General features: G+C 66.1%; 12 protein-coding genes and 1 pseudogene. 7 read left to right on the top strand and 6 right to left on the bottom strand.

The features are described 5' to 3' along the window. The first annotated feature begins 448 nt into the window (after nucleotides 1-448). The 4 genes from J4O73_RS20910 (at nucleotide 449) to J4O73_RS20895 (ending at nucleotide 6,023) form a co-directional block, all read left to right on the top strand. Entirely contained in the window at nucleotides 449-892 is a 444-nt protein-coding gene (locus tag J4O73_RS20910) for a MucR family transcriptional regulator (RefSeq protein WP_426220523.1), read from the top strand. A gap of 127 nt (nucleotides 893-1,019) precedes the next feature. Further along, the gene (locus J4O73_RS20905; RefSeq protein WP_426220521.1) at nucleotides 1,020-2,573 is read left to right on the top strand and encodes a glucan biosynthesis protein; all 1,554 of its coding nucleotides are present in this window, start codon (nucleotides 1,020-1,022) and stop codon (nucleotides 2,571-2,573) included. Beyond that, nucleotides 2,546-4,705, top strand: a complete 2,160-nt coding sequence (gene mdoH / locus J4O73_RS20900) for a glucans biosynthesis glucosyltransferase MdoH (protein ID WP_426220519.1) — start codon at nucleotides 2,546-2,548, stop codon at nucleotides 4,703-4,705. The genes J4O73_RS20905 and mdoH overlap by 28 nt, the downstream gene beginning before the upstream one ends. Before the next feature lie 127 nt (nucleotides 4,706-4,832). Next, nucleotides 4,833-6,023 carry a YbfB/YjiJ family MFS transporter gene (locus J4O73_RS20895; RefSeq protein WP_426220517.1) on the top strand — a complete coding sequence of 397 codons (1,191 nt, stop codon included), beginning with the start codon at nucleotides 4,833-4,835 and terminating at the stop codon, nucleotides 6,021-6,023. On the opposite strand, the gene J4O73_RS20890 is transcribed toward J4O73_RS20895, so the two are convergent. Then, nucleotides 6,020-6,397 (bottom strand): PH domain-containing protein, encoded by a 378-nt coding sequence (locus J4O73_RS20890; RefSeq protein ID WP_426220515.1) that lies wholly within the window; start codon nucleotides 6,395-6,397, stop codon nucleotides 6,020-6,022. The genes J4O73_RS20895 and J4O73_RS20890 overlap by 4 nt on opposite strands. 191 nt (nucleotides 6,398-6,588) lie before the next feature. Here J4O73_RS20890 and J4O73_RS20885 point away from each other — a divergent pair, with 191 nt between their 5' ends. Further along, nucleotides 6,589-7,272, top strand: coding sequence for a GntR family transcriptional regulator (locus J4O73_RS20885; protein ID WP_378969525.1), 684 nt, complete (start codon nucleotides 6,589-6,591; stop codon nucleotides 7,270-7,272). 335 nt (nucleotides 7,273-7,607) lie between these two features. Further along, a complete protein-coding gene (locus J4O73_RS20880; protein WP_378969523.1) occupies nucleotides 7,608-7,745 on the top strand; it encodes a hypothetical protein in 138 nt (45 codons plus the stop codon). A 58-nt stretch (nucleotides 7,746-7,803) separates the two neighbouring features. Here the strand turns inward: J4O73_RS20880 and J4O73_RS20875 are convergent, their stop codons facing one another. From J4O73_RS20875 to J4O73_RS20860, 4 genes are all read right to left on the bottom strand, one after another. Next, nucleotides 7,804-8,649 (bottom strand): carbohydrate ABC transporter permease, encoded by an 846-nt coding sequence (locus J4O73_RS20875; protein WP_378975424.1) that lies wholly within the window; start codon nucleotides 8,647-8,649, stop codon nucleotides 7,804-7,806. Nucleotides 8,650-8,738: 89 nt separating this feature from the next. Then, the gene (locus tag J4O73_RS20870) at nucleotides 8,739-9,695 is read right to left on the bottom strand and encodes a carbohydrate ABC transporter permease (RefSeq protein WP_426220513.1); all 957 of its coding nucleotides are present in this window, start codon (nucleotides 9,693-9,695) and stop codon (nucleotides 8,739-8,741) included. Between the two features lie 23 nt (nucleotides 9,696-9,718). Beyond that, nucleotides 9,719-11,032 (bottom strand): ABC transporter substrate-binding protein, encoded by a 1,314-nt coding sequence (locus tag J4O73_RS20865; protein ID WP_426220511.1) that lies wholly within the window; start codon nucleotides 11,030-11,032, stop codon nucleotides 9,719-9,721. Between the two features lie 80 nt (nucleotides 11,033-11,112). Further along, entirely contained in the window at nucleotides 11,113-12,174 is a 1,062-nt protein-coding gene (locus J4O73_RS20860; protein WP_426220509.1) for an ABC transporter ATP-binding protein, read from the bottom strand. A gap of 465 nt (nucleotides 12,175-12,639) precedes the next feature. Here J4O73_RS20860 and J4O73_RS20855 point away from each other — a divergent pair. Further along, a pseudogene (locus J4O73_RS20855) lies at nucleotides 12,640-13,035 on the top strand (sigma-70 family RNA polymerase sigma factor); the annotation flags it as partial. A 24-nt stretch (nucleotides 13,036-13,059) separates the two neighbouring features. Here J4O73_RS20855 and J4O73_RS20850 read toward each other — a convergent pair. Beyond that, entirely contained in the window at nucleotides 13,060-14,475 is a 1,416-nt protein-coding gene (locus J4O73_RS20850) for an MATE family efflux transporter (RefSeq protein ID WP_426220507.1), read from the bottom strand.

Genomic DNA, 14,475 nt, shown 5'->3' with positions numbered 1-14,475 from the left:
CGTTCCATCGAGGACAGGCCACCCGAAGAACGGCAGAGGTTCTTTGTGGCTCCTCAATTCAACCTGAGGCCTGGGCGAACGTTCACTCGACGCATCTATCCCTTTGCTTGCGCTCCCCGCCCGCACCGCCCGGAAACACCTATGTTAGCCGGCGACTTATATTGCGGATCATCACGCCATACCGGTAAATTCATTTTAACCAATCACCGGTTCGCCTCGGCGCTTGTCAGGCAATATCTACCGCTCAATCTGGAGGGATACGCTCTTTCGCGACCAAGCCCGCTAGAAGCGTGGCATGTGCTCCAAAGCACAGCCGAAATTGCCACTTTTGCCGAAGCCATTCCCTCGACGCTGATCTGTAATCCACGTCAATAATGGCTTTCGAGCTTGCTTATTCGATAAAGAAAGCTCATTTGGCACCTGAGGGTGCAATCATGGAAAAATGCGAATGTCTCAGGAAACCGAGGGCCAACGCCTCGACTTCATCGTAGCTGCCAGCGACATCGTCGCCGCCTACGTCTCCAACAATCATGTCGCTGCGGCTGATCTGCCCGCGCTGATCATCACCATCCATCAGGCTCTTGGCACGCTCGCGAACGGCGCTCCCGCCCCTGAGGAAGAGGCGGTCGAGAAGCCCAGTGCTGCTCAGGTCCGCAAGTCGGTGCAGCAGGATGCGATCATCAGCTTCATCGACGGTCGCCGTTACAAGACGCTGAAGCGCCACCTTGCGGCGCATGGGTTCAACCCGGCGAGCTACCGCGAGAAGTTCGGCCTCGGCGCGGACTATCCGATGGTCGCCCCCGCCTACAGCGAGAAGCGCTCGAACCTCGCCAAGTCGCTCGGCCTCGGCCGACCGGCGGAGCAGCCTTCGCCCCGTTCGAAGGCCGCCTGAACCGGCGTTCCCGGCCGCTGGACGAAGCTCCGGCGGCCGTTGTAGTGCGGTGCACACTTCTTCACGGAACCAAACGGCCACCTTGGCCATATCTGTTGCTCCGTGATCCGCAGGAGTAGTGATCCCCGTGCATCGACGTAACGTCCTCCTGGGCGGCTCCGGCGTGGCCCTCGCCGGGCTGCTGGAGACGGTCCTTCTGCCGAAGGCCGCCCTTGCCGAGGGCAACGACAAGCAGGCCGCCGTTCCGGGACCAGGACCGTTCGAGGGGTCGACTGTCCGCCGCCTCGCACAGGCTCTGGCGAAGCAGCCGTTCAAGGCGCCGTCGACCGATCTGCCCGGCGCGATCAAGTCCCTGAGCTACGATCAGTATCGCGGCATCCGATTTCGCAAGGAGCGCGCGCTCTGGCGCGACCAGAAGCTGCCCTTCGAGGTGCAGTTCTTCCCGCGCGGCTTCCTGTTCCGCCCCGCCGTGGACATCTTCGAGGTCGTCGACGGCAAGGCGACGGCGGTGCCCTACAGCGCCGACCTCTTCACCTATGACGACCCCAACTTCCGCGTGACGGAGCCGCTCGGCTTCGCGGGCTTCCGCATCCATGTGCCATCGCAGGGCGGCGGTGACAGCGACGAACTCTGCGCCTTCCTCGGGGCCAGCTATTTCCGCGCGATCACCAAGGGCCAGCAATACGGGCTCTCGGCGCGGGGCCTCGCCATCGGTACCGGCAACCCGAAGGGTGAGGAATTCGCCCGCTTCCGCTCGTTCTGGCTGGAGAAGCCGAAACCGGATTCGCCCGCCCTCGTCATCTACGCCCTGCTCGACAGCGAAAGCGTGACAGGCGCCTACCGCTTCACGGTGCGACCGGGCTCGGCCACGGTGTTCGACGTGGAAAGCGTGCTTTACCCGCGCGTCGACATCACCGAAGTCGGCATCGCGCCGCTCACCAGCATGTATCAGCTCTCGCCGAAGGATTCCCGCCGGTTCGACGAGTGGCGCCCGGCCGTCTACGATTCCGAAGCGCTGCTGATGTGGACCGGCCAGGGCGAGCAGATCTGGCGCCCCCTCTGCAACCCGGTGGATCTTCAGTTCAGCGTGTTCGGACAGGCCAATCCGCGCGGTTTCGGCCTGATGCAGCGCGACCGGATCTTCGCGGATTACCAAGATCTCGAAGCGCGCTACGACAAGCGGCCGAGCCTATGGATCGAGCCGATCGGCGATTGGGGTCAGGGCGCCATCGACCTCGTGGAGATCCCGACCGCCAACGAAACCAACGACAACATCGTCTCGTTCTGGCGGCCGAAGGACAAGCTGGCCGCGCACGGCGAGTACACCTTCACCTACCGGATGCACTGGGCCTGGGACACGCCGTGGCCGACGCAGCTCGCGCGGGTGACCAAGACCTTCATCGGCGCGGGGCAGGCCGAAAACTCCCGCATCTTCGTCATCGACCTCGTGGGCGAGGCGGTGAAGGGCAAGTCTGCCGACGCGCCGTTCAAGCCCGAGATCACCACCAGCAAGGGTAAAATCTCGAACGTGCTCGCCCTCCCGAATCCGGAGACCGGGGGATGGCGGGTCAGCTTCCACTTGGAGCATGGCGGAGACAAGCTCGCGGAGTTGCGTTGCGTCCTGCTCGGCGAGTCCGGCCCGGTCTCGGAGACGTGGCTCTATCGCTGGACCGCCTCCTGATGCAGGCGCTGGAGGCCGCCCCGGCCGAGGCGACACATCCCGCTCTTCCGCCGCCATCACCTCTGGAGATGCCGGTCCAGTCCCTGAAGGCTGAGCCCCGGCGGGAGACCGGCCTGATCCCCCCTACGCGGGGGCTCGCCCTACGTCGCGCCCTCGTCATCGGCGGGGCGGTGGTGATGACCGCCATCGGTGGCCGCCAGATGTATCTGGTGTTGAACGGCGCTGGGCAGAGCTTCCTCGGCTGGGCGGTGCTGGTGCTCTACGTGGTGCTGTTCGCCTGGATCGCGCTGGCCTTCACGAGCGCGCTGGGCGGCCTCATCGACATGCTCACCCGGCAGCGGCGCGGGGATGACGAGCCCCTTCCTGCCCTGACGACGCGCACGGCGCTCCTGATGCCCTGCTACAACGAGCACCCGGCGCGGATCGCGGCGGGGCTGCAGTCGATCTACGAATCCCTCGAAGCGACCGGGCGGCTCGACCAGTTCGACTTCTTCATCCTCAGCGACACGACCGATCCCAATGTCTGGATCGCCGAGGAGGCCTCGTTCCTCGCCCTCCGCGAACGGACCGGCGGCGCGGCACGCATCTTCTACCGGCGCCGGGCCAAGAACACCGAGCGCAAGGCGGGCAACATCGCCGATTGGGTCAGACGCTTCGGCGGCGCCTATCCCTTCATGCTCATCCTCGACGCGGATAGCGTGATGGAGGGCGCCACCATCGTGCGAATGGCCGCAATGATGGAGCGGGAGCCCGGCACGGGCCTCATCCAGACCCTGCCGGTGATCGTGAACGGCACCACCCTGTTCGCGCGGATGCAGCAATTCGCCGGGCGTATCTATGGGCCGCTCATCGCCCATGGCATCGCCCGCTGGCACGGCACCGAAGGCAACTACTGGGGACACAACGCCATCATCCGCACGCGCGCCTTCGCCGAGCAGGCGGGCCTGCCGATCCTGCCCGGCCGCGCGCCCTTCGGCGGGCACGTCCTCAGCCATGATTTCGTGGAAGCCGCCCTGATCCGCCGGGGCGGCTGGGCCGTGCATATGGTCGCCGATCTGCCGGGCAGCTTCGAGGAAGGCCCGCCTTCGCTGACCGATGTCGCCGTTCGTGACCGGCGCTGGTGCCAGGGCAACATCCAGCACGCCGCCGTGCTGCCGACGCGCGGCCTGCATTGGGTGAGCCGCCTGCACCTGATGATGGGCATCGGCAGCTACGTCACCTCGCCCCTGTGGCTGATCTTCCTGCTGTTCGGCGTCTTGATCTCGTTGCAGACGCGCTTCGTCCGCCCGGACTATTTCGGCGACGGGCCTTCGCTGTTCCCGAACTGGCCGAAGGTCGATCCCGTGCTCGCCGAGCAGCTCTTCACCGCCACCATGGCGGTGCTGCTGGCGCCGAAGATCATGGCCTACATCGCTCTGCTGTTCGACGGTCGGCTGCGGCGGGCCTGCGGCGGGGGCATCCGCGCGTTCGGCGGCGTGCTTGTGGAGACGCTGATCGGCGGCCTGATCGCACCGATCGCCATGTTGATCCAATCCTCGGCGGTGGTCGGTGTCCTGCTCGGCCGCGATTCCGGCTGGAACGCGCAGAAGCGGGACGATGGCCGCGTGCCCGTGGGCGCGGTCATCGCCGGTTACTGGCAATACACCGTGTTCGGGCTGATCCTTGCGGGCGCGGCCTACGCGGTCTCGACGCCGCTCTTCCTTTGGATGACGCCCGTGCTGGTGGGTCTCGGCCTCGCCGTGCCGCTGGTGCTGCTGACCTCGAGCCGCAGCGCGGGGCGGGCCCTGCGCAAGGTCGGCCTGTTGCGCATACCGGAGGAAGCAGCCCCGCCACCCTCGCTGCAAAGGGCGCTCGCCCTCTATCGCCAACTCGGCGACGTCGAGGAAGAGGACGCCATGCGGCGGCTCATCCGCGACCCCGCGCTGCGGCAACATCACCTCGATGCCCTGCCCCCGCCGCGCCAGCGCGGGCAAGGCGCCATCGACGCGAACCTCGTCGTCGGCTGCGCCAAGCTCGCCGATGCGGACGACTTCGAGACGGCCTGGGCCGGCCTGTCGCGGGCGGAACGGTCGGCGGTGCTGGGCTCCCGCGAAGGCATGGAGCTCGCCCTCGGTCTCGCGCGGGCGGCCTAGACGCGCGCGGTCGAGCCGATGTGGAAGATGCGCCAGCTCCGTGGCGTTGAGGAAAGGTGAGGATCGATAGGGCTTTGACGCCGAGATCGCTTCCGCCCCCGCCACAGGAATGCTCAACCATGGGCCGATGAACGCCCTGAGTCTCACCCGCGCCGAACCGGATCGCGCAGCCCATCCGGTGGTCGGCAGCGGACTCGTCGCCCTGGCCATCGCCATGGGGATCGGGCGTTTCGCCTTCACCCCGCTTATGCCGCTGATGGTGAGGGACGGCGCCCTCGACGCGGCATCCGGCGCGGAATGGGCGGCGGCGAATTACGTCGGCTACCTCATCGGCGCACTCACCGCGTCACGCTTCTCGGGGCATCCGCGCCGGGGGCTGCTTCTGAGCCTCGTTGGCGTCGCAGTAACGACGGTCGCGATGGTCGCCATCGGCCGGGTGGCGATCCCGGGCCTGGGCGCTGGGCTGCGAGCGGCGGCAGGCGTGTTCAGTGCCTGGGCGCTGGTCTGCGCCAGCGGCTGGTGCCTCGCGGAACTCAGCCGTCGAAAGGCCGGGGCGTCGGGAGCGTGGATCTACACCGGGGTCGGTGCGGGCATCGCCTTCGCGGGCCTGCTGACGTGGCTCGGGGGGCGTCAGCAGGCGCATTGGCTGTGGCTCGAACTCGGGGTGATCGCAGGGCTCGGGGCCCTGCTGGTCTGGTCCCTCTCACGGGGGCAGACCACCCACGTGGCGGATGCACCGGGGAAAGCGGCCCCCGTCGCAGAACCCGCGCGCCGGAGCAGCCCCCTCGCTCTCGTCCTCTGCTACGGAACGTTCGGCTTCGGCTACATCGTCCCCGCGACGTTCCTGCCCGCCATGGCGCGCGATCTCGCCCCAGACCCGCTGGTCTTCGGCCTCACCTGGCCCCTCTTCGGGCTTGCCGCCGCCCTCTCGGTGGCGGCAATCGCCCGCTGGCTCCCGCATGGATCGCGCCAGCGCATCTGGGCCGTGGCGCAGGCCGTGATGGCGCTCGGCACCGCCCTGCCGATCTACCTGCGGACCCTTCCGGCGATCGCCGCGTCAGCGGTATTGGTGGGCGGTACGTTCATGGTGGCGACCATGGCGGGTCTGCAACTGGCGCGAGAGGCGCGGCCGGACAATCCGACACCGCTCCTCGCAAGGATGACAGCGTCCTTCGCCGCTGGGCAGATCGCCGGGCCGCTTCTGGTGCGCGCCCTCGGCTCGGGCGCGGAGGCGATGGTCTGGACAAGCGCCCTCGCGACACTTTCGCTGCTCCTCTCCGCCCTCTGGCTGTGGCGCGACGCCGCGCGGCTCGCTTAGCGGAGGACCCCCTCGGCCAGGGCGCGCTGGATGCCACGCACGTCGGCGCCCTTCTTCAAGGTGCGCTCGATCGGCTGATCCGCGCCGGACACCCAGATCTTGAGCTCGGCATCGAGATCGAACGTTCCCGCCGTCTCGACAGAGAAGCGCGTGATCGCCCGATAGGGCACGGACATGAATTCGACCTTGCTCCCCGTCACGCCTTGAACGTCGATGAGGATGATCCGGCGCTCGGTGAAGACGAAGACGTCACGGATGATCTTGAAGGCGAGCCGGGCCGTCTCCCCCTGGATCAGGATGCCGTCGAGACGCTGCTGCAGCGACGCGGCATCGACGGCACTGCCATGCCCCAGCAACCCATCGAGCAAACCCATTCCGTCGCCCCCATTTCCGTGTCGGGACGAAGATGTGATCGCCGGTTCGGTTCGGCAACTCTCCATCATCCCCGTCAGACGGGGGCCTGCGCCTTGTGTTTCCCGGCGTGAGCCGCCATCCTCCGGGACCGCGCGGGATGTCTTCCGTGCCGGCGCCGCACCGGGCTCGCGCAGAATTGTCGTAGAACAGAATGCAGAATCTCGCGATCACCCCGATCGTCCCGGCGACGAGCCTCCGCACGCTGGCCTATGAGGCGCTGAAAACCGCCATCACCAATATGGATATCTACGGCCAGTCCGGTGACATCCGTTTGGACGAGCGCAGCCTGTCGCAATCGCTCGGTGTCAGCCGCACGCCGATCCGCGAGGCGCTGACCGTGCTGGAGCAGGAAGGTTTCGTGCGCAACGAGCCCCGGCGCGGCATCTTCGTGGTCAAGAAGACCCGCAAGGAGATCGTCGGCATGATCCAGGCCTGGACGGCCCTGGAGAGCATGGCCGCGCGGCTCGCCTGCAGCCAAGCCTCGGACGACGACCTCGCCTGCATCCGGCGGATGTTTCCCGAATTCTTCGAGGGCAAACCTCAGGAGCACCTCGACGAATATTCGGAAGCCAACATCCGCTTCCACCAGAAGATCCTGTCCCTCGGGCAGAGCGAGGTGATCCAGAGCCTGTGCAGCAATTTGCTGATGCATGTCCGGGGTATCCGTAACACCGCCCTGCGGCAGGGCGACCGCGCCTCGACCTCCATCGACGAGCACGTGAAGATCATCGAGGCCCTCGAAGCCCGCGATGCCGACTTGGCTGAACGTCTCGTGCGCGAGCATGGGCTTGGCTTGGCAGCCCATGTCGAGGCCTACGGCAACCATCTCGACTGATCGCGCCGCGAAATGCGTGGCCGCCATCGCAGGGGCGGTCAGGCGCAACTCGATTGCCCGCAATATTGCAACCGCTCAGAAATTCCCTGTGCAGTTGCAATAAACGCCGTGATTTGTGAGCGGCGGACGCTGCCCTGTGCGCCAAATTCGGCTACGGGACGGTGGCTCGTAACCACGATGGCTTCGCCACGAGCAGTGCGATCGGAATACCTCCTCAGCAGACGCAGCCGCCCATGCAATCAACGCATGGGAAATTTGGCATTCTGCAGTTGGTATACCGGATATCCCGATCTATATCGGGGATGTCGCACCGCAACATAGCCACCGAGGCATCGATGATCGCCACCGCCATTTCCGCTTTCGTCCTCCTCGCCGCCGTTCAGTGCCTGCTGGTCGTCCATGTGGCCGACAAGCTGACTCCCGGCGCTTCGGACGAGAGCACCGCAACCGGCGGAACCCCGCAATTCGCCTGATCGCGTCTGCTGCAGCTCAATCGGGTAAGGGCATCGGCCCTTCCCCCCGCCGACCAGGCTATTCCTTCACGGCGCCGGTCAGAGCCGAGACGTAGTATTCTACGAAGAACGAGTAGAGGATCACGAGCGGCAGCGAGCCAAGCAGCGCGCCCGCCATCAGTGATCCCCACTTGTAGACGTCGCCATCCACGAACTCGCTGACCACCGCAATCGGAACCGTCTTGTTCTGCGTCGAGGACAGGAAGGTCAGCGCGTAGATGAACTCGTTCCAGCACAGCGTCAGCGAGAAGATCCCCGCCGAAATCAGGCCTGGGAAGGCGAGCGGCAGGATGATCTTCGTCAGGATCTGCCACCGGCTCGCGCCGTCCATCAGCGCGCATTCCTCCAGCTCGTATGGGATGGTCTTGAAGTAGCCCATCAGCAGCCAGGTGGAGAACGGGATCAGGATCGTTGGGTAGGCCAGGATGAGGGCGATCGGCGAATCGAACAGGCCATAGGCCTGAATGATCGTAGCGAGCGGAATGAACAGGATCGAGGGCGGCACGAGATAGGCGAGGAAGATCGCCGCGCCGACCCAGCCCGCCCCCCGGTAACGGATCCGAACGCAGGCATAGGCCGCGAGTACGCTGGCGAACAGCGACAGAACGGTCGCCGCCACGGACACATACATCGTGTTCCAGAGCCAGCGTGGATACTGCGTCTCGAACAGCAGCTTGTGGATGTGCTTGAAGGTCGGCTCCACGACCCAGAACGGGTTGTACCGCTCCATGTCGATCAATTGCTCATCCGGTTTGATGGCGGTGAGCGCCATCCAGTAGAACGGGAACAGCAGCACCGCGAGAATGATGAGGAGCGGCAGGTAGGTGGTCACGAGCCGCCGGGGCAGCCGTTCCAGATAGGCCATGCCCTCGGAATTGTCGGTGATCCCGGCCGGACGCGCCTCGATCACGGAGCCGATGTGCGGATCGGCGTGGGCGGGGGGTGCGGGCGCGCTCATCGGTCGTCTCCCCCGGACTGCCAAGCCCGGCGCTGAAGCCCGAACCATGAAATTCCGATGGCCGCGAGCAGGAACGGCACCATGGCAGTAGCGATGGCCGCACCTTCGCCGAGCGTCCCCGAAAGGATGCCGCGCTGGTAGGACAAGGTGGCCATCAGGTGCGTGGCGTTCACCGGCCCGCCGCGGGTCATGGCCCAGATCAACTGGAAATCGGTGAAGGTGAACAGCACCGAGAAGGTCATCACCACGGCGATGATCGGGGTGAGCAGCGGCAGGGTGATCCGCGAGAAGATCTGCCAGTTCGAGGCGCCATCGAGCGTCGCGGCCTCATAGAGCGAGGGCGAGACGGTCTGAAGCCCGGCGAGCAGGGTGATGGCGATGAAGGGCACGCCGCGCCAGATGTTGGCGAAGATCACGCAGGCGCGGGCCATCGTCGGATCGCCGAGGAAATCGATGTTGCCGTCGATGATCCCGAGGTGGCGCAGCGACCAGGAGATGATCGAGAACTGACTGTCGAAGATCCACCAGAAGGCGATGGCTGACAGCACCGTCGGCACCACGAAGGGGATCAGCACGATCGACCGGATGATCGACTTGAACGGCATGTTCTTGTTGAGCAGCAGGGCGAGATAGAGCCCGACGCCGAACTTCACCACCGAGGCGACGACCGTGTAGAGGCAGGTGTTGAAGACCGAGAGCCAGAACACGTCGTCGTCCAGCAGCCACTCGTAGTTCTCAAGGCCGATGAACACGCCCTCGCGCCCGATCCGCGCATTGGTGAAGGACAGCCAGATTCCCTTCAGCAGCGGATAGGCCAGGAACAGCCCGAGGATCAGGGCGGTCGGTAGCATGAACCAGAAACCGGCCCAGCCCCGGCTCGCACGCAGGCGCTGCCACCCGGAGCGGGTGGGCACCGCGATCGCAGCGGGCTGGGTCAGGGCCGTGTTCGCCATGGTGTCGCCTCCGCCCTGTTCCGTCAGGTGTTCCGGAAGATGCGGGTGGCCGCGCGCTCGGCGTTGCGGATGGCGCCCTTGACGTCCTCGCGACCGGTGCAGTGGCTCGCGAACATGTCGACGATGACGAAATCCGCCAGCACGGCCGCGATGCGCTCGCTCACCGGAGCAAGCCCGCCCGCCGCCAGCGAGCGCCGTCCGGCTTCCGCGAACACGGCGTTCTTCGGGTCGCTCGTCCAGATCGGGTTCTTCGGGTAGTTCGAGAGCGGCTCGCACAGGTAGCCCTGGGCCGCCTCGAGCCAGGGGCCGTAATTGCTCGCCTCCATCATGAAGCTGATGAACGCCTTGCAGGCGTTCGGGGCCTTCGAATACTTGAAGGCCAGGATCGGGAAGGCGAGCTGGAACTCGGTCGGCTTGCCTGCGGGGCCGACCGGCCAGACCGCATGGTCCATGTCCTCGGCGAGCTTCGGGTTGTCCTTCTTGGCGGCGGCATAGATCGAGATGCCGTTATTGGTAAGGTAGAGGTCGCCCGCCAGGAACGCCTTGTTGTTCGAGGAATCGTTCCAAGAGACCGTGCCCGGCACGAAGGTCTCGTACAAAGACTTCACGTATTCGAGCGCCTTGGCCGTCTCGGGCGAGTTGATCACGATCTTCTCGTTGGCATCCACGAGGTTGGCGCCGTGGGACCAGAGCGCCCAGTGGCACCACGTGTTGCCGTCGCCCGTGGCATGGCCGAGCGCGAAACCGGCGGGCGTGTTGTTCTTCTTCAGGCCCCGGCAGAGTTCGAGGAAGCCCGCCGTATCGGTCGGGAACTTGTCGAAGCCAGCCTTCTTCATCGCCGAGATGCGATAGTTCGGATATCCGCCATTGAACGCCACGGGAATGGCGATCCACTTGCCCTTGACCTTGCCGTAGGCCTCCGCAGACGGGAACCACGGGCCATATTTCTTGGCGAGCGAGTCCGCGACATCCTCAAGCGGCAGGCACTTGTCCGGGAACAGGGCGGGGAAGGAGAACAGGCCCCAGACCATGTCCGGCCCCTGCCCCGTATTGGCGGCAACCGACGCCTTGGGCTGGATGTCGTCGAAGGATTCGTTCGTCACCGTCACCTTCACGCCGGTGGCCTTGGTGAAGGCATCGACCAGCCTCATGAAGGCCTCGTCCTCGGCGGGGACGAACCGCTTCCAGCGCAGCAGCGACAGGCTCGCGCCCGCTTCCGGCTTCCATTCGGTACTCTGCGCCCAAGCCTTGGCGAAGCCGAGGAGATCGCCCCCGGCGGCGAGGCCCGTCGCGGCGGCGGCACCGGCGAGGAGGGAACGGCGGTCGAGAACGGTCATCCTGGGCGTCTCCCTCGAGTCTTGGTTGTTCGCGGGGCATGGCGTGCCCCGATGCCTGCTTCGCAGGCCGGTTCGGCGGGTCAATTCGGCAGGCGTCGGCCAGTCTCGGCGTCGAAGAAATGGACGCAATTCGGACGCAGGGTGACCGTCTCGCCCGGCCGCTCGCGCACACGGTCGCGCAGGACGGCAGTGAGATCCTGCCCCCCGGCGCGCACCGCAAGCATCGTCTCGGAGCCGGTCGGCTCCACCACCACGACCTCGGCAGAGATGCCGTCCGGGGCGAGGTCGAAATGCTCGGGGCGGATGCCGAGGATGAGAGGGCGCCCTTCAACGGAGGCGGGTGCGCTCGTCAAAGGTACGGTCAGGCCGCCGTCGCTCACGAAGACGAGGCTTCCATTCGAGCGAACCTTGCCCGGTACGAAGTTCATGGCGGGAGAGCCGATGAAGCCCGCGACGAACAGGTTGTCGGGCCGGTCGTAAAGTTCGAGGGGCGCCCCGATCTGCTCGACGATCCCGTCATGCATCACCACGATGCGATCGGCCATGGTCATGGCCTCGATCTGGTCGTGGGTGACGTAAATCGTCGTGGTTTTCAGACGCTGGTGCAGTTCCTTGATCTCGGTGCGCATGGCCACGCGCAGCTTGGCATCGAGGTTCGAGAGCGGCTCATCGAACAGGAAGACCTGCGGATCGCGGACGATCGCCCGGCCCATGGCCACGCGCTGCCTCTGGCCGCCGGATAGTTGGCGCGGGTACCGGTCCAGCAGCGGGGCGAGGCCCAGGATCTGCGCCGCCTTGGCGACGCGCTGGTCGATCTCGGCGGCGGGCGCCTTCCGGATCCGCATCGAGAAGGCCATGTTCTCCCGCACCGTCAGATGCGGATAGAGCGCGTAGTTCTGGAACACCATGGCGATGTCCCGCTCCTTGGGCGGCACATCGTTGACGACGCGGTCGCTGATGCGGATCTCCCCGCCGGAGATATTCTCCAGCCCGGCGATCATCCGCAAAAGGGTCGACTTTCCGCAGCCCGATGGGCCGACGAGGATCACGAACTCCCCGTCACGGATGTCTACCGACACACCGTGAAGGACATTCGTCGATCCGAAAGCCTTGCGAACCTCGCGGATTCCCACCGAGGCCATGCTTCCTCCCGATCAGGGCTGCTCTGTCGGCAGCTCCGTGGACGCCAGTACAAAGCAGCACTGGGGGGAAAGCAAGCGGTCACTTGCACCATTCTGCATAATGTCTTCGATCTGTCAGGTCGGCCGGGGATAACCCCTGCCGCGCCGCAGCCTAAACTTTCATTGCACTGCAAAATATCTCCAAGAGGCTTCGTCCTAAGGGCGCACAGGCCGCTCTGCCGCCCGCGCGTTGCGCCTCCACTCCGCGGGAAACAGAGACATCGGACGTCCTTAGAGTTGGAAATAATATTGTGCTCTTCAGTAAATATAGGATCCTGTTTTTAATCGTTTTAATTTTGAAAGATAGCGATTGTTCGCAAATTCCGGAGCGTGCTAGCTGCGAGACATTCAGAATACGACGCAGGTCTCGCTGTGCTACTGTCTCATCACCATGAAGCGGGCGCGCCTTGGTCGGCAGCGGGCGCGATGTGCGTGGCCGCGCTCGAGCGCTACCGCGCGGCCTACCTGCACAAGGCGCGTCGGATTCTCGATTGCCCGGCCCTCGCTGAGGATGTGGTTCAGGACGTCCTCTTGCGGATCCTTGCAGATCCGCCGCAGGCCGAGGCCGGGACAGAGGCCGCCTATGTCGGACGCATGGTCCGCAACCTCGCCCTCGATCGCGCGAGGCGGCGCAGCTTCGAGCGGCGGCTGTTTTCGACGCTCGACGTCGCGCCGGATCCGGTCGATGCAGCGGGAGGCACGCCCGAGACGGCGACGGCCTCTCGGGAATCCCTCCGCAGGGTCGAGGCCGCCGTCGCCGAACTGCCGGAGCCGACCCAGACGGCGTTTCGTCTACACCGGGTCGAAGGCATGCCCCAGATCGAGATCGCGCGGAAGCTCGGCGTCTCACGCGCCCTGGTGTGCGGGCTTGTGAGAAGGGGGCATCTGCACTGCCTCGCGGCCCTCGACCGGCGCTGCGCCGATTGTCCGGCGGACCTCCGCCGCCCATGCGAGCATCAACAGAAGGCCCAGGCCATCCGCGCAGAACTCGGCCACGATACGGCTCCAAAGGACGCCGTCGTAACCGAACAGGGTCGGCAGGATCAGCAGAGGCGGGATCAGCGCCAGCCCCTGCGCCGCCAGGGACACGACGGCGGCCCGGCGCGGCGCACCGATCGCCTGGAACAGGGTCGCGGCGGCGAGTTGTAGTCCGACCGGCACGAAGGCGACCGCAAAGATCGCGACCGCGCGGGCGCCCTCCCGCGCGGTTTCCGGTTCCTGGGCGAACAGGGACACCAGGGGCCGCGCCAGCAAGATCATCAGGCCGCCGACGACGACCCCGTAAGCGAGCGACGCCGCGACGGTGAAGCCGAGGGCATGGGCCAGCCGGTCGCTGCGGCCCGAACCTGCGGCGTGGCCGAGAACGGCTTGCGCACCGGCCACCAGCCCCAGAAGCGGCAGGGCCGCCACGAGCGTGAGCCGCAGGGCAATACCCTGGGCGGCCACGGCGGCCTCGCCGTAGGGGGCCGCGGCCTCCACGAACAAAGCCATGGCGAAGGCGGCGAGCAGGCTCGATCCGGTCACGGGCACGGCGAGCCGCAAAGCCTCGGCCAGCAGGCCGGGCGTGCCTCGCCAGGGAGAGCGTAGCCGCAAGGCGCCACGCCCTTTGGCGAACCATACGACATAGGCGAATGCGCCCACGAGTTGCGACCCGACCGCCGCCCATCCGGCACCCGATGTGCCGAGGCCGCAGAGCCGGATCAGCACCCAATCGAGCAGGATGTTGAGACTGAAACCTCCGATCATGATCGCACCGCTGAGCCGCGCATGACCCTGCGCGCGCACCACGAATCCGCCGACGATCATCACCAGCATCAGCGCCGTTCCGACGGTGGACAGCGCTGTGTAGGGTGCAGCCGCAGTGGCGAGGGCCACGTCGGCGCCGAGGAGCCGGAGCCATGCGGGCGTATCTGAAAGGATCGCGACCGTGACGGCGCCACCCATGGGCAGGGCGAGCCAGAAGCCGAGGGCGGCGGCGGCCCCCGCGCGGTTGGCATCGCCCGCACCCAAAGCCCGCGCCACCTGAGAGGCCGCAGCGACCCCGGCGCCGTAGCCTAGCGCCGCGACGAGCAGCGTCACCGGATAGGCGATGGCGATGGTGGCGATCGCAGTCGCACCGAGATCGGCGACGAACCACGCATTCACCAGCATCTGCAGGGCATGGGCCGAGATGCCGAGGATCGCGGGCCCGGACAGCCTCAGGATCAGGCCGACGATTCCATCCTCCGCGAGGTCGATGGGGCGGCTGCGCGGGCGGGTCAT

The sequence above is a fragment of the Methylobacterium sp. NFXW15 genome, assembly GCF_049887755.1.
Classification (GTDB): domain Bacteria; phylum Pseudomonadota; class Alphaproteobacteria; order Rhizobiales; family Beijerinckiaceae; genus Methylobacterium.
This window is presented reverse-complemented; position numbering and strand designations above follow the sequence as displayed.